This is a genomic window from Hahnella aquatica (SeqCode) (assembly GCF_965194505.1).
Classification (GTDB): Bacteria; Pseudomonadota; Gammaproteobacteria; order Burkholderiales; family Burkholderiaceae_A; genus Hahnella; species Hahnella aquatica.
This window is the reverse complement of the sequence record NZ_OZ239144.1, coordinates 428,458-445,998: the sequence shown is the minus strand read 5'-3', so window position 1 is coordinate 445,998 and position 17,541 is coordinate 428,458. Positions and strand designations below refer to the sequence as shown.

Genomic DNA, 17,541 nt, shown 5'->3' with positions numbered 1-17,541 from the left:
GAAGTGTTCTTGTCGTCATATAAATGCCCGTTCCGCAACTGCGGCGCTGGACTCCTCTGCTGGAAACGCTGGCCATCCGTGAGAGGCCACCGCAGACCGCAGGCCACCAAGGCCCTCGCCGGTTGCAGCGCTCAGCCAGACCCGGGAGATCCTACCATGGGGGTCTCGCTCCACCCGTGGGGTTAATCCCGCTAGATCGATCTTGTTGAAGACCTCTACGCGAGGGACATCTGCGGCACCGACCTCCCGGAGCACCTGCTCCACGGCGTCTTGCTGGGAGAACCGTTCGGGGTCTGAAGCATCCATCACGTGAATGAGCAGGTCGGCGTCGGCCGCCTCCTGGAGTGTGGACTGGAAGGCCTCGATCAGGGTGTGCGGAAGCTGCCGAATGAAGCCCACGGTGTCGGACAACACCATGAACTGTTCTGGCGCCAGAAAGACGCGACGGCTGGTGGTGTCCAAGGTGGCAAACAATTGATCAACGGCCAGCACGCCAGCATGGGTCAGGGCATTGAAGAGGGTGGATTTCCCGGCGTTCGTGTAGCCCACCAGAGACACGTTCAACGTTCCCGCCCGGGCCCTCGCACGCCTGCGGTTGGAGCGCTGCTTGGCAAGAACGGCCAGCCGTGCCTTGAGCTGCCGAACCCGGTTGCCGATGAGCCGCCGGTCGGTCTCGAGCTGGGTCTCACCCGGCCCGCGCATGCCGATGCCACCACGCTGGCGTTCGAGGTGTGTCCAACCCCGTACGAGACGGGCCGAAAGGTAGTCGAGCTGGGCCAATTCCACCTGCAGCTTTCCCTCATGGCTGCGGGCCCGCAGGGCGAAGATGTCGAGAATGAGCGCCACCCGATCGATCACCCGCCGACCGATGGCCCGTGAGAGGTTGCGCTGCTGGGCGGCACTCAACTCGTGGTCGAAGATGACCAGTTCGGCCTGGTGAGCCAGGCATGCAGCGGCAATTTCTTCCACCTTTCCGCCGCCGGCAAAAAAGGCGGGGTCGGGGCGGTCTCGCCGGCCCATGACGACCTGCACCACCTTGGCACCGGCGGATTCGGCCAAGGCCTGGATCTCACCAAGGTCTGGCGGTTCATCCCGGCCGATCTGCAGGGCCACCACCACCGTCTTGGGGTGCTTGGAGACCGCCGCCTCTGGCGAGACGGCCAGGTTGGAGAGGTCGCTCAGGCGTCGGGCTCAGCAGTGAAGTTGACCGCGCGCGAGGGCACGATCGTGGAGATGGCGTGCTTGTAGACCATTTGGGTCACGGTGTTCTTGAGCAACACCACGTACTGATCGAAGGACTCGATGTGCCCCTGCAGCTTGATGCCATTCACCAAATAGACCGACACCGAGACGTGCTCTTTGCGCAGGGTATTGAGAAAGGGATCTTGCAGGGCTTGTCCTACATTCTTGGTCATGAACAGACTCCAGGGGTGTTTTAGTTATGACTTCACTATAGCGCTTTGATTCCCTTGGTTCATTCCTTCGGTGCGTAGGGGTTTTTGGAATTCTTCCATTCAATTCGAAGGGGTGTGCCTTCGAGGTCAAAACGCTGCCGGAACTGTGACTCCAGATAACGGCGATAGACGTCGCTCACGGCGTCCAGGGAATTTCCATGCACGATGACGATGGGTGGGTTTTGGCCACCCTGGTGGGCATACCGAAGCTTGGGCCGAACACGCCCCTTTCGTGGCGGCTGCTGTCGCTCGACCGCCTCTCGAAGTGCCCGCGTGAGCTTGGGGGTGGAGAGCTTTCGCGTGGCCGCCTGATACGACAAGACCACCGATTTCATCAGGCCATCGATGCCGTGACCCGTTTGGGCTGAGAGGTAATGAAAACGGGCCCAAGACAGAAAAGGAAGCTTGCGCTGCACCACCCGCTTGACCTCCTCTCGGGCCACGGGGTCGAGACCATCCCATTTGTTGATGCCCACCACCAGGGCCCGGCCAGACTCGGTGACAAAGCCGGCGATGTGGGCGTCCTGATCAGAAATGTCCTGCTGGGCATCGAGCAGCAAGACCGCCACATGGGCATTCTCGATGGCCTGAAGGGTCTTGATCACAGAGAACTTCTCCACCGCCTCGAAGACACGCCCCTTGCGTCGTAGTCCCGCGGTGTCGATCAGACGATACCGAACACCCTGCCGCTCAAACGGAATCTCAATCGCATCTCGGGTGGTGCCGGGCATGTCAAATGCAATGACCCGCTCCTCTCCCAGGAGGGCATTCACCAGGGTGGACTTGCCCACATTGGGGCGGCCCACAATGGCCACACGCAGCCCACTGGCTGGCATGCCCAGGGTCGGGTCGATGTCATCGTCGGTGGATTCGCCAGCGGCCTCCTCGACCGGCGCCGGCAGCCGACCCAGTGCGGCCTCGATGAGGCTGTAAACACCATCGCCGTGGGCGCCCGACATCGGCAGTGGCTCACCGAGCCCCAGCTCATAGAACTCCCCTGTGCGTCCCTCTCCCGTAAGGCCCTCGAGCTTGTTCACAGCCAGCACCGTCGGCCGACCGCTCCGACGCAACTGCTCGGCAATTTGAAGGTCTTGGGGGGTCACGCCGGCCCGGCCATCGACCATAAAGACCACCACGTCAGACTCCGCCACAGCCTGCAGACTTTGCCGCGCCATCTGGGCGTAGATGCCTGACTTGGCCACGGGCTCGAGGCCGCCCGTGTCAATGACCAGGTAGGGCCTCGGGCCGAGTCGACCCTCGCCATAGTGACGATCTCGGGTGAGCCCCGGCATGTCCGCCACCAGCGCATCTCGAGAGCGCGTGAGGCGATTGAACAAGGTGGACTTGCCCACGTTCGGGCGGCCCACCAGGGCCACCACAGGCTTGGCGGCCACCGGGCTGCTGGCGGTCACCTCAGGGGCGAAGGAAGCTGAGTCGGCCACTGGCCGTTTGAACCAGAAGACCCTCTTTGCCGAGCCGGATCGGACCTGCCAAGGGGCCATCGAGCCGGATGCGCCCGATGAACTCACCGGTGGTGAGCGACATGGCATGCAGGTGGCCGTCGGCATCCACGGCCCAGGCCGCTCGGGCGTCGACCGCAAGCCCGGTGACTTCACGCAGGAAGAGGCCCTCCTGGCGCCAGAGCAGGTCGCCCGACTGGAGGTCGAAGGCCTGGATGCGGTCGCTGCTGTCGGCCGCGATCAGAAGGCCAGAGCCCACTGCAGCCGGCAGGGCGGCATCGAAACGCTTCTGCCAGATCGGCCGGCCGGTCTCGGCGGAGACGCAGCCCACCTGGGTCTGATAGGCCGCCACGCAAATGCGATCGGACTGAAGGATGGGGGCACCCAGAATGTCGGAGATGCGTTCCACCTCATTGCTGCCGCGCGGAGTCACAAACTGGGACTCCCATCGAATGGCGCCATTGGTGCCGCTCGCCCAGACCAAACGACCCCCAGGCAGGCCCACGAGGAGATCGCCTGGCCCCATAAGTTCAGCCGCAGAGGCCTCATCTGCGGTCGGCAGGCTTCGCAGGCCGGACTGTCCGTGCAGCACCAGTGTGGGCAGTGTGCGTTGCAAGACCCAGCGCCGGTTTCCAGTGGCCAAGTCCCATCCGGCCACCCGGTTGTCGGCCAGCCGCACCACCACATGACCGCCTGAGATCACAGGCTTTTCCAGGCCCACCCCACCCATGGGCACCCGCCAGCGCACCTCGCCTTTGGCATCAATCAGAATCAAATCTCCACCCACGGTCACCACGGCGAAGCTGCCCTCGCCCGACCCACCACCCGTGCCAACGCCTGCGGCCAGCGGACCCTTCAGGTCGGTGCGCCAGACCACCCGGCCCGAAGCCTTCTCGATGCCGTGGACCACCCCTTGCCGATTCGCGGAGACCACCAGGCCCTCGGAGACCACGGGCGAGAACGCACCCTGGCCTGCACCGATGCGCGGGGAACGGCCGACATCGGCTGTCCAGACGGTTTGAATGGTGATCTTGGGCGAGATGTCTGTGAGCTTCGCGGGCTTGGGCTTGCTGCCACTCGAGCAGGCCGCCAGGCCCAAACAGAGGGGAACTGCAATCCAGCGCCACGAGCAAGTCTTCAGCATATTCATTGTCCTGTTTGGGCAAAGGCGTCCAATGACGCGAGTTTACGCGCCACCAACTCAGCGCCTCGCGCGTCTTCGGCATTGGCCTGCAGGGCCTTCTGTGCAGCCTCCCATGCAGACCGGGCCTCATCCCAACGCTTCATGAGCGAGAGCACATCGCCTCGACGATCCTGCACCATGCCCAGTGCGGCCGCGGGCGGCTCACCCTCCAACTGCTGAAGGGCGTCTGGCAATCGGTCAAGGTCCATGAGCACCGTGGCTGCACGCACGCGGGCAATCCAGGCGATGGAGTCATCGGAGCTCTTGGCTGCATGGGCCAGCATGGGCAGTGCCTTGTCGAGGGCACCGCTGGCCACATGAACACGTGCAAGCCGCAAGGCAGCCAGGCTCGCATGGGTGGAGCTGCCATGCTCCTTCAGAAGGAGCAGGCCATGGGCCTCGGCCTCCTCGAGCTTGTCGGCAGCCAGCGCAGCCTCCATGCGCTCGAGCATTTGCGTGGCCGCCACGGCCCGACTGCCCTGCCAGGCGAGGAAGCCCTGGTAACCCGCCCAGCCACCACCAATCACAATGAACACCGAGAGAATCCAGCGACGGTTCTCACGCCAGAAGCCCCGCAGGGCGTCCATTTGTTCCTGTTGCTCGAGATCATCCCGCACGGTCACTGCCTCCTTGAGAAACCAATTCACGTCGAATCAGGCCAGCGGCCTCGGATGGCGCCAACGTCTGCTGGGCCAGCCCGCCCTCTCGGTCGCCACGCAGTGGCTTGACCGCCACGAGGCCAGCCGCACGCTCGGCCTCTCCGAGAATCACTGCGAAGGCTGCGCCACTGGCATCGGCCTTCTTCATTTGAGACTTCACAGTCTGGCCACCGGTGTGCATGAGCACCCGCAGCCCCTGGGCGCGCAAGGTCTCGGCCACCGACATGGCCCGCAGGCCACCCGCGGCAGCCTCGTCGCCCCAATTCACCAGATAGACATCCAAGGGGGCCGCAGGCGCCATGGGCGCTACCTCCTCCAGAAGCGCGAGGAGTCGCTCTGCACCCAGGGCCAGGCCGCAGGCCGGCGCTGGCTTGCCACCCATCTGGGCCACCAGCCCATCGTAGCGTCCGCCCCCGCAGACCGTGCCCTGCGAGCCGAGTCGATCCGTGACCCATTCGAACACGGTGAGGTTGTAGTAATCGAGCCCGCGCACCAGGCGAGGGTTCATGACAAACGGAACACCCGCATCGGCGAGTGCCTGGCAGACACGGTCTTGATGGGTGCGCGAAGCCTCCCCCAAAAACGCATCGAGGGTGGGCGCGCCCTGCACCACCTCGGCCATGGCCGGGTTCTTCGTGTCCAGGATGCGCAAGGGATTGGTCTGCAGGCGTCGCTTGGCGTCTTCATCGAGTAGGCCCGCATGGCGCGTGAAGTGCTCGACCAAGGCCGCACGGTGGGCCAGCCGCTCCTCGGTGCAGCCCAGGGAGTTCAATTGCAGTTGAGGCCGGTCTGCTGGCGCAATGCCGAGGCGATCCCAGAGACGCCAGATCATGAGCAGCTGCTCGGCATCGACCTCGGGCTCAGCCATGCCCAGGGCCTCCACGCCAAACTGATAGAACTGCCGATACCGCCCCTTCTGAGGACGCTCGTGGCGAAACATGGGGCCGAAGTACCAGAGGCGCCGTGGGCCGTCGTAGAGCAGGTTGTGCTCAATCACCGAGCGCACCACGGCTGCCGTGTTCTCGGGCCGAAGCGTGAGCTGCTCACCATTGAGGGCATCGGTGAAGGTGTACATCTCTTTTTCGACGATGTCGGTGACCTCGCCAATGCCGCGCACGAACAAGGCGGTGGGCTCCAAAATCGGGGTTCGGATGGCGGCATAGCCATAGAGCCGAAAGGTCTCGGCCACGGCGGCCTCCAGCCGCTCCCACTGGCGCATCTGCTCCGGGAGCAGATCGTTCATGCCCTTCACGCCCACCAGTTTGTCCATCAGCCGTAGCGCCTCACCACGTAATCCTCGATGAGCGCCTGAAACTCCTCGGCAATGCGATCGCCCTTGAGTGTGGGGCCCCGCTCGCCATCAATGTAGACCGGCGCCACGGGCTGCTCGCCCGTGCCCGGCAGCGAGATGCCGATATTGGCGTGCTTGCTCTCGCCAGGCCCGTTGACCACGCAGCCCATGACCGCCACATTCATCGACTCCACACCCGGGTACTGCCTGCGCCAGACCGGCATTTGATCCCGGAGATAGACCTGCACCTTGTCGGCCAATTCCTGGAAGAACGTCGAGGTGGTTCGGCCACAGCCCGGGCAGGCAATCACCAAGGGCGTGAAGGCCCGCAGGCCCAAGACCTGAAGCATCTCTTGGGCCACCACCACTTCCTTGCGCCGATCGCCACCAGGCTCTGGCGTGAGGGAGACCCGAATGGTGTCGCCGATGCCCTCTTGCAGCAGCACGCCCATGGCCGCGGAGGAGGACACAATGCCCTTGCTGCCCATCCCAGCCTCGGTGAGGCCCAGGTGCAGTGGGAAGTCGGTGCGCCGAGACAGGGCGCGATAGACAGAGATCAGGTCTTGAACCGCAGACACCTTGGCCGACAGGGTGATTCGGTCGCGGCCCATGCCCCACTGGACCGCCTGCTCTGCGCTCTCGATGGCGGATGTCACCAAGGCTTCACGCATCACGGCCTGCGCATCCCAGGGCTCGGGCCGGCCCGCATTTTCATCCATGAGCCGGGCCAGCAGGTCTTGGTCGAGGCTGCCCCAGTTCACGCCAATTCGAACTGGCCTGCCATGCCGCTGGGCGGCCTCGATCATGGCGCCGAACTGCGTGTCGCGCTTGCTGCCGCGGCCAACATTGCCTGGGTTGATTCGATACTTGGAGAGCGCCTCGGCGCATGCAGGCACCTGGGCCAGCAGCTTGTGCCCGTTGAAGTGGAAGTCGCCGACCAAGGGAACCTGGCAGTTCATTTTGTCGAGCTGATCGCGGATGGCCGGAACCGCCTCGGCTGCCTCCAGCGTATTGACCGTGATGCGAACGAGCTCCGAGCCTGCAAAGGCCAGGTCTCTGACCTGTATGGCCGTGCCGATGGCATCGGCCGTGTCGGTGTTCGTCATGGACTGCACCACCACGGGCGCACCCCCGCCAATTGAGACATGGCTGCTTCCCCAGGTGACATGCACCTGCTGCGTGATGCGTCGCTCGGCAGGGCCGCAGGCAAAAGGCTGGCTAGACATGACGGCTCACCTCGCGTTGGATTTGGATGCGCTGTTGGACATGGGTTCGGTCTTGGACTGCACCCGCGAGCTGGCCACAGGCCGCATCGATGTCATCGCCGCGGGTTCGGCGAATGGTCGTCACAAAGCCGGCCTCCGTGAGAATGTTCGCGAACATGCGGATCGTCTCCGGCCGCGAGCGCTTCAGGCCTGAGCCCGGAAATGGATTAAAAGGAATGAGGTTGAACTTGCAGGACACCGCCTCGCGAGTGACCAGGTCGATCAGTGCCCAGGCCTGCTCCGCTGAATCGTTGATGCCCTCGAGCATCACGTATTCAAAAGTAATGAAGTCTCGGGGAGCGACCTCGAGATATCGGCGACAGGCCGACATGAGCTCCGCCAACGGGTACTTCTGATTCAGGGGCACAAGTTCGTTGCGAAGGGCATCGGTGGAGGCGTGAAGCGACACCGCCAGGGCCACCGGACAGGCCTGGGCAAGTCGATCCATCATGGGCACGACGCCCGAGGTCGAGACTGTCACCCGCCTGCGCGACAGACCGTAGGCGTTGTCATCGAGCATGAGTTCGAGCGCCGGCAAGACCGCATCGAAATTCAGCAGCGGCTCGCCCATGCCCATCATCACCACATTGGTCACTGGCCGCTCCAGCAGCCGGTTGGCCATGTGCAGCTGACCAATGATTTCAGCGGTCGTGAGGTTTCGAGCAAACCCCTGATGGCCCGTGGAGCAGAAACGGCAGTTGACGGCGCAGCCGGCCTGAGAAGAGATGCACAGGGTGCCGCGATCGTCCTCGGGAATAACGACGGTCTCGATGGCATTGGACTGTCCGGCATCGAGCAGCCATTTCCGGGTGCCATCGGCGGCAGTTTGGTCCGCCAAGACCGGCAGCGAGCGAATCTCGGCGATGTCCGCCAGGCTCCCCCTGAACGCCTTGGCCAGATTGGTCATGTCCTCGAAATCGGTGGCGCATGACTGATGCAACCACTTCTGAAGCTGGGTGGCCCGAAAGGGTTTTTCCCCGATCGACACCACCCAATCACGAAGGGCCTGGGGCCCGAAGTCCAAGAGGTTCACCATGAGCGTTCCCGCCGGACCGGGCCCGAGCGCCTTACCCCCGATGGTGGACCGACAAGCCGGAGAAGAAGAAGGCGATCTCTTGCTGGGCCGTCTCGGGGCCATCGGAGCCGTGCACGGCGTTGGCATCGATGCTGTCTGCGAAGTCGGCTCGGATGGTGCCTGCCGCGGCCTTCTTGGGGTCGGTGGCGCCCATCAGGTCGCGGTTCTTGGCGATGGCCCCCTCGCCCTCGAGCACCTGGATCATCACAGGCCCAGAAACCATGAAGTCGACAAGGTCTTTGAAAAAGGGACGCTCACGGTGGACGGCATAGAAGCCCTCGGCCTGCGCCCGAGACAGATGCATCATCTGGGCAGCGACCACCCTCAGGCCCGCCTTCTCAAAACGTGAATAGATCTCGCCGATGACATTCTTGGCCACGGCGTCGGGCTTGATGATGGACAGGGTGCGCTCCACTGGCATGACAGTCACTTTCTTGAAAACGGTTGGAATTATTTGACCCAAACCCCGTCTAAAACCCATGGGCTTGGGTTGTAATCAAAGCAAAATGCCTTGATTTGTCAACTAAACCTGAGATTATAGAGGCTGGAATCACATCTCTTAAAGGAGAACTTTCGCAATGATCCCGCAACTGAATGACCTGCAGTCCACTGGCCGCGTCCAAAGCGCGGGTCAGAACCGTGTCCTGCGCAACACCTACCTCATGCTGGCCGCCACCATGGTGCCCACCTTGCTGGGCGCTTGGGTGGGCATGTCAGTGGGCTTCTCGCTGTTCGAGGGCAGCCCGCTCATCAGCATGCTGCTCTTCATGGGAATTGCCTTTGCCTTCTTCTATGGCATTGAGCGCACCAAGCACAGCGTGGTGGGCGTCTACCTGCTGCTGGGCTTCACCTTCTTCATGGGCCTGATGCTCTCCCGCATCCTGAGCGTGGCCCTTGGAATGGGCAACGGCGGCCAGATCATCGCCGTGGCCGCGGGTGGAACCGGTGTCATCTTCTTTGGCATGGCCTCACTGTCCACGGTCGTCAAGAAGGACCTCAGCAGCATGAGCAAATTCCTGTTCTTGGGCGTGCTCCTGCTGATCGTGGCCTCGATTGCCAACATCTGGCTGCAGATGCCGGCCCTGATGCTCACCATCTCTCTGCTGGCCGTGGTGATCTTCTCGGTCTTCCTGCTGGTCGACCTTCAGCGCATCGTCAACGGTGGTGAAACCAACTATGTCAGTGCCACCTTGTCGGTCTACCTGAGCGTCTACAACATCTTCAGCAACCTGGTCGTGCTGCTGGTGTCGCTCTTTGGCGGTGGCAGTCGCGAGTAAGTCTCTGCACCAACCGCTCAAACCGGCCGTGCGGCGCTGCCCTCGGCCGGTTTTCTTTTGAAGACGGCGATCGATTCCACATGAGCCGTTTGGGGGAACATGTTCACAATGCCCGCCTGGTCCAGTGACCAGGCCCCCTGATGCACCAGAATGGCCGCATCTCGAGCCAGGGTGGCCGGATTGCAAGACACCATGACCATGCGATCCGGCCCTCCGCCTTCGAGAGACCAGGCGGCATAGGCCTCGCACAGGGCCTGCGCGCCCTCACGGGGTGGGTCCAGAAGCACGCGGTCAAACTCACCCTGGCCTTGGAGCCACGCAAGGTCGATCTCGAATAGGTTCACCGCCTCGAACCGAGCCCGTGCCTGCAGGCCATGCGCCTCGCACACCCGTGCGGCCTGCGCAATGAGCGCGGCGCTCCCCTCATAGCCCACCACCGAACCTGCCCGGCGCGCGAGGGCCAGCGAAAAATTGCCCAGGCCACAGAAGAAATCTGCCACGCGATGGGCATCCGAGACCTCCAACAGGCCGATGGCCCTGGACACCAGCACGCGATTGATCTGAAAGTTCACCTGGGTGAAGTCGACCGGCGAGTACGGCATCCGAATGCTGAAGGCCGGCAGGGCGTAGAACAGGCCAGGCATCGCTGCAGGGTCTGCACGGGACTTGCCCGGCCAGCACAGCGGCATGGCCGTGGCCGGGCCACCCGCCTGAGACCAGAAGACAACCCCGTGGACATCGGCGAACGCCTGAAGCGTGGCCTCGTCCCCAGGCGGCAAGGCGACCAGGTGTCGGATGACCCAGACCAGGACATCGCCGGGCACGGCCGCCACGTCCGCCTCGCCCACGGCGAGTTCGACCTGCGGAATGTCTCTGGCCGTCGACAGGCTCGCGAAGCAGTCCCGCAGCAGGGGCAGCAGTCTGGCCGCCCGAGGGTGCAGGACTCGACAGGTGTCCATCTGCGCCACATAACTGCTGGCCCGTTCGCGAAAGCCCACGAGCAGCCCACCTTTTTTGTCGACCCACCGAACCGACAGCCGCGCGCGCGCCCGATAGCCCAAGGATGGCCCCCGGATTGGCGAGAGCACCTCTGCGGGCCGAAGCTTGCCGATGTGCCAGAGGTTGTCCTCGAGGACACGCTGCTTGATGGCCACCTGGGCCGAGGGCGTCGCATGCTGCATGCTGCAGCCACCGCACACCCCGAAATGCGGACAGGGCGGCGTGGCCCGATCGGGAGATTGCGAGCGCCATTCCACCGCCCGGGCCTTGATGTAACTCGGTCGCTCGCGAAGCACCTCGACCATCACATCCTCGCCGGTGAGCCCGCCCGCCACAAAGACGACCTTGCCCTCGTGCCGCGCGATGCCCTGGGCCTCCAGGTCAACCGACTCAATTCGAAGCGGCCCCATGCGCCGCAGCGGCTTGGGCGCTCCAATGGTTCTGCGGCCCATGCTCAGAGATCCGTGGTCCAGGCGTCCAAGAAACGTGTCCAATGATTGCCCTCGAGCAGTTCTCCTGGCTGACCAATCTTGGCCGAGAGCGACGCACGAACCAGGCGCATCTCCTCGCGGGCGGCCTCGGCGGAGAGTTGGCCCCGCATGGTCTGAAAACGCACATAGAGCAGATAGGTGTTGACCACATCGGTCTCACAGTAGGCCGCCACGCCATCGGCGCGGCCATCGAGAAAGGCATCCCAGACCTTGGCACCGTCTTCGCCGAGCTTGCCAGGAAATCCACAGAGCTGGGCCATGGCATCGAGTGGTGCGTTGGCCCGACCACTGAAGTTGGCCAGGACATCCATGAGATCGAGGTGACGGCTGTGGTAGCGGCTCAGGTAATTGTTGTACTTGAAGTCGCGGTTGTGGTCGCCCTGGTCCCAGTACTGGGGGGCCACGATGCCATGCAGCATGGCCCGATGGTGCAACACCGGGAGGTCAAAGCCGCCGCCGTTCCACGTCACCAACTGGGGGACGTGCCGCTCCACCGCATTGAAGAATTGTCGGATGCGCTGGGATTCGTCGGCATCCTCCGCCCCGAAGACATCCCCCAGGCACTTGACGCGAAAGCCCTCTTGGTCGCGAAAGGCGCACCCAATGGTGAGCACGCGCTGCAGGTAGAGCGGCAGGAACTCGCCCTGCCCTTTGGCAGCGCGCTCCGCCTGAACATGGGCCACCGTCTCTCGATCATCCAGGCCCTCGGGTGCCAGGCCCAGCCGACGAATGCCCGCCACATCGGGGATCGTCTCCAGGTCGAAAACGAGAACGGGCGTCAATTAGCGCGACGGCAAGACCGACATCGGATCGATCGGCTTGCCGCCTCGGCGAACCTCGAAATGCAGCATGGGCTTGTCGGCATCCGACATGCCCAACTCTGCAATCTTCTGACCTCGCTTCACGGTCTGGCCTTCTTTCACCAGGATGCTGCGGTTGTGGGCATAGGCGGTGATGAAGTCGTCTGGATGCTTCACGATGACCAGGTTCCCGTAGCCCCGCAGGCCATTGCCGCTGTAGACCACCCGACCCTGCTCAGCAGAGAAGACTGCCTCACCCGGCGCACCGGCAATGGCAATGCCCTTGCTGCCACCGTCTGAAAAGCCGGTGATGACTTGGCCATTGGCCGGCCATCCCCAGCGCAGGTTAGTCACCAGGGGCGTTGCCGCCTGCTCCGGCAGGCTGGTGGGGGCACTCGCCACCATGGTGGGATCTGCAGGTGCGGTGGGCAATCCAGGCTGAACAGAGGGCGCCACCTCCGTGATGGTTTCATTGGCTGCGGGTGGCTGATCGGAGGACATGCCTGAGGCCACCGGGCGACCCTCCAGCGGACGAATCTGCATGGTGGAGGGGCGACTCTGAATCGGCTCAGACTGCGCAAGCGTGTTGGAGGATGCAGGCTGCTCTGGCTTGGGCTCGCGAACGCGAAGCACCTGCCCCACATCGATCAGGTTGGGATTGTCGATCCGATTCCACTGAGACAGTTCACGCCAGTCCACGCCGTGCTCGAGGGCGATGCCCACCAGCGTGTCGCCGCGCCGAACACGGTAAAAGCCCTCTGGAACCGGAGCCAAGTCGGCCAAAGCGCGACCACTCGCAGTGCGCTGGTCTGCGGGCTTGGCAGCCCCGACCTTGCGAGACTCAATCGGTGACGGCGCCTGAAACTGGGCGCACCCAGCCAACAAGGCCAGAGACAAGCCCAGCCATGCCCAGGTGGGTCCGCGATGTCGTCGCAGCACTGCATCAATCATCGTTGAACACCTTTCAGTATCGGCACAAACTGCACTGCATCGAATTCGAACCGCTCAAAAACAGGCGCACCCGTCTGGTCATCCAGCCCACGGCGCACCACGACCAGTCGCTGGTCGGGCCAGCCCAACGGCACCACCATCACGCCGCCCGTGCCCAATTGTCTCAACAATTCGCGTGGCATGTCAGGCAGGCCCGCGGCCAGGACCATGACCTCGAAGGGCGCCATGGCCTCGCAGCCCTGAAGACCATCGCCCAGCAAGAGATGAAGATTCGACAGGGCAAGCGGTGCAAGGTTTCGGCGAGCATCCTGATGCAGGCCCTCGATGCGCTCAATGGATGCAACCGTGGGAAAGAGGCTGGCCATGACGGCCGCCTGATAACCGCAGCCCGTGCCCACCTCCAAGGCCCTTTGAACACCGCCCGACGCCCGACAATATGCACGGGCCAGGCTAAGCGAACGCGCCACCACAAAGGGCTGCGAGAGCGTCTGCTGGTAGCCAATGGGCAGGGCCGTGTCCTCATAGACTCGACTCGCCAATGCGGGATCCACAAACCGATGCCGAGGCAGCTCACCCATCGCACGAAGGACGCCCTCGTCTGCGATGCCAGCTTGCCGAAGGCGCTCGACCATCCGTGCACGCAGCCGCTCGCTGGCCAGGCCCTGGTTCTCGGACGGGGGTTCGGATGGCGGGGCCGGGCGACGGCCACCCCATTTGGGCTCGAGCGGCTTGGGCTCCGGGGCAACCCGGCGGTCACCCGGCTTTAGGGAAGGGCTTCGAGCCACTCCGAGAGTTCCTCTGCTGCAGGGGTGTCACCCAGGTCGACACGCAGGGGCGTGATGGCCACCTCTTGATTGGCCAGGGCATGGAAGTCGGTTCCGGGCCCGGCCTCCTTGATGGCACCCGGCGCACCCACCCAGAACATGGGCTCTCCACGCGGAGAGGCCACCCGGACCACGGGCTGGGCCACATGCCGACGGCCAAGCCGACACACCCGGTAGCCTTTGAGGCTGCCCAGGGGCACATTCGGAATGTTGACATTGAGCAGCTTGGGTGCCGAGAAAGGCTGTTGAATCAGGCCTGCCACCAACCGCTGGGCCACATGCACCGCGGTGTCAAGATGGCCAAATCCACGGTCGGCCAATGAGAAGGCCACCGACGGGATGCCGAGCAGGAAGCCCTCCATCGCCGCAGCCACGGTGCCGGAATACAGGGTGTCCTCGGCCACATTCTGGCCATTGTTGATGCCGGAGACCACCAGGTCTGGACGTTCCGTCAGAAAGCCCGTGATGGCCACGTGGACACAGTCGGTGGGCGTGCCATTGACGTAGTGAAATCCGTTGGCCGACTGCCGAACATAGAGCGGCCGATCCAGTGTGAGTGAATTGCTCGCGCCGCTCCGGTCGGCTTCTGGCGCCACCACGGTGACCTCGCCAAAGCCACGCATGGCCTCAGCCAGGGCTTGAATGCCGGGAGAAAAATAGCCGTCGTCGTTGGAGACCAGAATTCTCAAGATGGATTCTCTTCGCCAGGCCAATCCTTGATGTAGGCCCTGAGCATCCGGTTCTCAAAATTCTGAGCCTCGAGCACCGCGCGAGCAACATCATGGAAAGAGACCACGCCCAACAGTTCGACGCCATCCATGACCGGCAGGTAACGCTCCCCACAGGCGTTCATCACCTCCCGCAGTTCATCGACCGTCATCTCTGGTGAGGCCACAGTGGGGGAGGCATTCATCACTTCCTTGACCAGAATCTGGGCCATGGTGGGCGTGGGGCCCGCCAGGTTCTCTCGAAGTCGCTTGGCCATGACACGATTGACCTCACGAAAGGTCAGCATGCCTGCGAGCCGGCCCTCTGACATGACCACCAGTGATCCGATGTCTTGCTCATCCAGGGTGATCACCGCGTCTGACAACAGGGTGTCCGGACCAACGGTGAAAAGGATGTTCCCTTTGACCTTGAGAATCTCTCGAACCTTCACGGCGCCCCCTTTGCCGCGCTTGGCGGCTTTGCATCATTGTTGTTCGCGACCATGCTAGCACCGCTTGGCGTCGGTGTTTTCATGGCTATGATAGGCAATGACTTCCACTCGAATTCTTGTTGTGTACTACAGCCGCCATGGCGCCACCCGTGCCTTGGCCGAGGCCTGCTGCGAAGGGGTGGAAACAATCCCGAACTGTGAGGCAGTGCTTCGCACCGTGCCAAGTGTGTCTGCATCCCCTGAGGCCACCGAACCACCGGTGCCCGCCGAGGGCGCACCCTATGCCGAGCCAGACGACCTTCGCCATTGCGATGGACTCCTGCTCGGCTCGCCAACCCGATTCGGAAACATGTCGGCCGCCATGAAGTATTTCCTCGACGGCACGATCCAGAACTGGCTCGCCGGAGACCTGGCCGGCAAGCCCGGGGGCGTCTTCACCAGCACTGGCAGCCTGCATGGCGGGCAGGAGACCACCCTGCTCACGATGATGATGCCGCTCTTTCACCACGGCATGCTGCTGGTCGGCCTGCCCTACTCCGAACCTGAGTTGTCCGCCACGCAATCCGGGGGCACGCCCTACGGTGCCACCCATGTGGCGGGCGCCGACGGCCGGCGGCCGGTCACCGACGAGGAGCGCAGGCTCGCGAAGGCCCAAGGCCGCCGCATCGCCGAAGTGGCCGCGGCACTGAAGGCAGCCCGAGCACCTTGAACCCATCCGACACCCCAAGCCCAACCCCCAGGGGCGGGCTGCTGCCCGCGCCTTGGGGCCCCATTCATGCAGTGCTCGTGGTCGTCATGGTGATCTACGGCGTGGCCTGGGAGGCCGCCTGGGACCCGATCCGTGAAGGTTCACTGCTCTGGCTCAAGACCCTGCCACTGCTGCTGGTGCTGCCTGGCCTGATTCAAAGCCGTCGCCGAAGCATGCAATGGCTATCACTGATGATCTGGTTCTACGCCTGTGAGGCCCTGGTGCGAGTGGCGAGCCTTCAGCCCACAGAGCAGTGGCTGGCCGCCGGCTGGCTGGTGCTCTCGCTCCTGGTGGCAGCAGCCAATTGGCTCTCGGCCAAGGCATATCGTCGCCAAATGGTCATTGGCGACTCACCCTCGGAGATGGCCCGGCGCCAGTGACGTGCGCCAGGCTGCCCATGAAGCAGCCCGTGCCAGTGCCGGCCCATGGCCTTGCCGGGAACGCCCCTGGCCAGTTGCATCTGAAAGTAATCCTCCAAGGCCGGCAAGATGTCCTCGCGGCTGCGCGGCACCGGACTGTGCCCATCGGCTTGCGCCCAAATCCGTCGCGAGAGTTGCTGAAGAATCCAGGGGTCATGGTAGGCCGCACGGCCCAGCATGACGCCATCGACGCCCGGCCGACCGCCATCCGGCGCCATCCAGGCCAGGGCCTCATCGGACGTGGTGAGGCCACCATTCCCAATGAAGCTGGCCTGTGGAAAGGCCTGCTTGAGCAATCGCACCACATCGGGACGCAGGGGCGGAATCTCTCGGTTCTCTTTGGGCGACAAGCCCTTGAGAATGGCCGAGCGGGCATGAACAATGAAGACACCGCAGCCCGCAGAGACGAGCACCTCCACGAAGCGCATCACGAAATCAAGGTCGTCCTCCGCATCCACACCAATTCGGTGCTTGACTGTGACTGGAACCGAGACGGACTCACGCATGGCCGACACACAGTCGGCCACCAACTGTGGCTCTCGCATCAGGCAGGCCCCAAAGGCCCCACGCTGAACTCGCTCACTTGGGCAGCCACAGTTCAAATTGATCTCGTCATACCCCCAGTCCTGTCCGATGCGAGCCGCTTGGGCCAGATCGCTCGGCTCGCTGCCACCGAGCTGCAAGGCCACGGGATGCTCCGAGCCATTGAAGTCCAACAGCCTGGGCCGATCCCCATGCAGGATGGCACCGGTGGTGATCATCTCGGTGTAGAGCAGGGCCTGCGGCGCAACAAGCCGATGAATGAATCGGCAGTGACGGTCTGTCCAGTCCATCATGGGTGCGACCGACAGTCGACGCGCCTGTGCGAGTGGATCGGCGGGGATGGGCGTCGTCATGGTGCGAGTTTAAGATAGACCCTGAAGTGTTGTGCCTGGCCTCCGTAGCTCAGTGGATAGAGCATCTCCCTCCTAAGGAGAGGGTCGCACGTTCGATTCGTGCCGGAGGCGCCAGCCCCAATCCAAGAGCAGCCAAGACCAGACCAGTTCATGAACCACACCCCGCACCCATGCATGGCATGAGAGGACTCAGCCTGATGTTGGCCAGCCTGGCAGCCTGCTCGACCGCAGCAGCCCAGCGCATTCCGGACACATCGCCCATGGGCACCATCGACATGGCCACATGCGCGGCCGCCGCCAAGGGGGCCAACCAGGACTACAACGCTTGGGCCAAGGCACTCGAGGGTCGCTATCGCTGGTACTACCCCGAGATGACCAAGATTGAACTCAAGGAGTACGTGGAAAACGTGGTCTTTGTTCGAGGCAAGAAGCTCAGCAATCGGGGCATCATCAAGAGAGAGTTCGTCCAGAACTATTACGACCAGCACTGTGCGGCCTACAAGCCAAGCCCGCGGGCGCCGCGGCCGTGATGCTTGGAACCCCTGCCGTGAGGCATTCAAAAAAAACGGCGGGGAAGAATCTTCTCCCCG

General features: G+C 63.4%; 19 protein-coding genes, 1 tRNA gene and 1 pseudogene. 5 read left to right on the top strand and 16 right to left on the bottom strand.

Translation table 11 applies throughout. The features are described 5' to 3' along the window. Positions 1–15: 15 nt before the first annotated feature. The 9 genes from hflX to ndk are packed head-to-tail and all read right to left on the bottom strand — an operon-like array spanning position 16 to position 8,808. Complete coding sequence (gene hflX, locus AC8GDA_RS02225) at positions 16–1,119, bottom strand: GTPase HflX (protein WP_506556686.1); 1,104 nt, start codon at positions 1,117–1,119, stop codon at positions 16–18. A gap of 59 nt (positions 1,120–1,178) precedes the next feature. Next, the gene (hfq, locus tag AC8GDA_RS02220) at positions 1,179–1,415 is read right to left on the bottom strand and encodes an RNA chaperone Hfq (RefSeq protein WP_506556685.1); all 237 of its coding nucleotides are present in this window, start codon (positions 1,413–1,415) and stop codon (positions 1,179–1,181) included. A 59-nt stretch (positions 1,416–1,474) separates the two neighbouring features. Beyond that, the gene (gene der / locus AC8GDA_RS02215; RefSeq protein ID WP_506557176.1) at positions 1,475–2,848 is read right to left on the bottom strand and encodes a ribosome biogenesis GTPase Der; all 1,374 of its coding nucleotides are present in this window, start codon (positions 2,846–2,848) and stop codon (positions 1,475–1,477) included. 19 nt (positions 2,849–2,867) lie between these two features. Continuing rightward, a complete protein-coding gene (locus tag AC8GDA_RS02210) occupies positions 2,868–4,058 on the bottom strand; it encodes an outer membrane protein assembly factor BamB (RefSeq protein WP_506556684.1) in 1,191 nt (396 codons plus the stop codon). Between the two features lie 2 nt (positions 4,059–4,060). Further along, positions 4,061–4,714 (bottom strand): YfgM family protein, encoded by a 654-nt coding sequence (locus AC8GDA_RS02205; RefSeq protein WP_506556683.1) that lies wholly within the window; start codon positions 4,712–4,714, stop codon positions 4,061–4,063. Further along, positions 4,704–6,026 (bottom strand): histidine--tRNA ligase, encoded by a 1,323-nt coding sequence (hisS, locus tag AC8GDA_RS02200; protein WP_506556682.1) that lies wholly within the window; start codon positions 6,024–6,026, stop codon positions 4,704–4,706. The genes AC8GDA_RS02205 and hisS overlap by 11 nt, the downstream gene beginning before the upstream one ends. Beyond that, positions 6,026–7,273, bottom strand: a complete 1,248-nt coding sequence (gene ispG, locus AC8GDA_RS02195; RefSeq protein ID WP_506556681.1) for a flavodoxin-dependent (E)-4-hydroxy-3-methylbut-2-enyl-diphosphate synthase — start codon at positions 7,271–7,273, stop codon at positions 6,026–6,028. Before ispG ends, hisS begins: the two co-directional genes overlap by 1 nt. After that, positions 7,266–8,348 carry a dual-specificity RNA methyltransferase RlmN gene (rlmN, locus tag AC8GDA_RS02190; RefSeq protein WP_506556680.1) on the bottom strand — a complete coding sequence of 361 codons (1,083 nt, stop codon included), beginning with the start codon at positions 8,346–8,348 and terminating at the stop codon, positions 7,266–7,268. The genes ispG and rlmN overlap by 8 nt, the downstream gene beginning before the upstream one ends. 31 nt (positions 8,349–8,379) lie before the next feature. Next, positions 8,380–8,808 carry a nucleoside-diphosphate kinase gene (gene ndk, locus AC8GDA_RS02185; protein ID WP_506557175.1) on the bottom strand — a complete coding sequence of 143 codons (429 nt, stop codon included), beginning with the start codon at positions 8,806–8,808 and terminating at the stop codon, positions 8,380–8,382. A 157-nt stretch (positions 8,809–8,965) separates the two neighbouring features. Between ndk and AC8GDA_RS02180 the strand changes: the two genes are divergently transcribed. After that, the gene (locus AC8GDA_RS02180; RefSeq protein ID WP_506556679.1) at positions 8,966–9,664 is read left to right on the top strand and encodes a Bax inhibitor-1 family protein; all 699 of its coding nucleotides are present in this window, start codon (positions 8,966–8,968) and stop codon (positions 9,662–9,664) included. A gap of 17 nt (positions 9,665–9,681) precedes the next feature. On the opposite strand, the gene rlmD is transcribed toward AC8GDA_RS02180, so the two are convergent. The 6 genes from rlmD to AC8GDA_RS02150 are packed head-to-tail and all read right to left on the bottom strand — an operon-like array spanning position 9,682 to position 14,888. After that, positions 9,682–11,157, bottom strand: a complete 1,476-nt coding sequence (gene rlmD / locus AC8GDA_RS02175) for a 23S rRNA (uracil(1939)-C(5))-methyltransferase RlmD (protein WP_506556678.1) — start codon at positions 11,155–11,157, stop codon at positions 9,682–9,684. Further along, positions 11,118–11,936, bottom strand: coding sequence for a 3'-5' exonuclease (locus AC8GDA_RS02170; protein ID WP_506556677.1), 819 nt, complete (start codon positions 11,934–11,936; stop codon positions 11,118–11,120). Before AC8GDA_RS02170 ends, rlmD begins: the two co-directional genes overlap by 40 nt. After that, positions 11,937–12,905 (bottom strand): peptidoglycan DD-metalloendopeptidase family protein, encoded by a 969-nt coding sequence (locus tag AC8GDA_RS02165; RefSeq protein WP_506556676.1) that lies wholly within the window; start codon positions 12,903–12,905, stop codon positions 11,937–11,939. Continuing rightward, positions 12,902–13,690 carry a protein-L-isoaspartate(D-aspartate) O-methyltransferase gene (locus AC8GDA_RS02160; RefSeq protein ID WP_506556675.1) on the bottom strand — a complete coding sequence of 263 codons (789 nt, stop codon included), beginning with the start codon at positions 13,688–13,690 and terminating at the stop codon, positions 12,902–12,904. The genes AC8GDA_RS02165 and AC8GDA_RS02160 overlap by 4 nt, the downstream gene beginning before the upstream one ends. After that, positions 13,669–14,418, bottom strand: a complete 750-nt coding sequence (surE, locus tag AC8GDA_RS02155) for a 5'/3'-nucleotidase SurE (protein WP_506556674.1) — start codon at positions 14,416–14,418, stop codon at positions 13,669–13,671. The genes AC8GDA_RS02160 and surE overlap by 22 nt, the downstream gene beginning before the upstream one ends. Next, complete coding sequence (locus tag AC8GDA_RS02150; RefSeq protein WP_506556673.1) at positions 14,415–14,888, bottom strand: CBS domain-containing protein; 474 nt, start codon at positions 14,886–14,888, stop codon at positions 14,415–14,417. Before AC8GDA_RS02150 ends, surE begins: the two co-directional genes overlap by 4 nt. A gap of 97 nt (positions 14,889–14,985) precedes the next feature. Here AC8GDA_RS02150 and wrbA point away from each other — a divergent pair, with 97 nt between their 5' ends. Then, complete coding sequence (gene wrbA / locus AC8GDA_RS02145; RefSeq protein WP_506556672.1) at positions 14,986–15,597, top strand: NAD(P)H:quinone oxidoreductase; 612 nt, start codon at positions 14,986–14,988, stop codon at positions 15,595–15,597. Between the two features lie 86 nt (positions 15,598–15,683). After that, positions 15,684–15,899 (top strand): annotated as a pseudogene (locus AC8GDA_RS02140) (DUF2069 domain-containing protein); the annotation flags it as partial. Here the strand turns inward: AC8GDA_RS02140 and dusA are convergent. Beyond that, the gene (gene dusA / locus AC8GDA_RS02135) at positions 15,875–16,939 is read right to left on the bottom strand and encodes a tRNA dihydrouridine(20/20a) synthase DusA (RefSeq protein ID WP_506557174.1); all 1,065 of its coding nucleotides are present in this window, start codon (positions 16,937–16,939) and stop codon (positions 15,875–15,877) included. The pseudogene AC8GDA_RS02140 and the gene dusA overlap by 25 nt on opposite strands. Positions 16,940–16,989: 50 nt before the next feature. Here dusA and AC8GDA_RS02130 point away from each other — a divergent pair. Continuing rightward, positions 16,990–17,065, top strand: a tRNA-Arg gene (locus AC8GDA_RS02130). Positions 17,066–17,148: 83 nt separating this feature from the next. After that, on the top strand, positions 17,149–17,481 hold the full coding sequence (locus AC8GDA_RS02125; protein WP_506556671.1) for a hypothetical protein: 333 nt from the start codon (positions 17,149–17,151) through the stop codon (positions 17,479–17,481). Positions 17,482–17,541 lie beyond the last annotated feature (60 nt).

Excerpts from the sequence above, each read along its gene's own strand:
- hisS (WP_506556682.1), bottom strand. The coding sequence starts at position 6,026 with ATGGACAAACTGGTGGGCGTGAAGGGCATGAACGATCTGCTCCCGGAG.
- ispG (WP_506556681.1), bottom strand. The coding sequence starts at position 7,273 with ATGTCTAGCCAGCCTTTTGCCTGCGGCCCTGCCGAGCGACGCATCACG.
- rlmN (WP_506556680.1), bottom strand. The coding sequence starts at position 8,348 with ATGGTGAACCTCTTGGACTTCGGGCCCCAGGCCCTTCGTGATTGGGTG.
- wrbA (WP_506556672.1), top strand. The coding sequence starts at position 14,986 with ATGACTTCCACTCGAATTCTTGTTGTGTACTACAGCCGCCATGGCGCC.
- AC8GDA_RS02165 (WP_506556676.1), bottom strand. The coding sequence starts at position 12,905 with ATGATTGATGCAGTGCTGCGACGACATCGCGGACCCACCTGGGCATGG.
- AC8GDA_RS02210 (WP_506556684.1), bottom strand. The coding sequence starts at position 4,058 with ATGCTGAAGACTTGCTCGTGGCGCTGGATTGCAGTTCCCCTCTGTTTG.
- AC8GDA_RS02125 (WP_506556671.1), top strand. The coding sequence starts at position 17,149 with ATGTTGGCCAGCCTGGCAGCCTGCTCGACCGCAGCAGCCCAGCGCATT.
- AC8GDA_RS02180 (WP_506556679.1), top strand. The coding sequence starts at position 8,966 with ATGATCCCGCAACTGAATGACCTGCAGTCCACTGGCCGCGTCCAAAGC.
- ndk (WP_506557175.1), bottom strand. The coding sequence starts at position 8,808 with ATGCCAGTGGAGCGCACCCTGTCCATCATCAAGCCCGACGCCGTGGCC.
- hfq (WP_506556685.1), bottom strand. The coding sequence starts at position 1,415 with ATGACCAAGAATGTAGGACAAGCCCTGCAAGATCCCTTTCTCAATACC.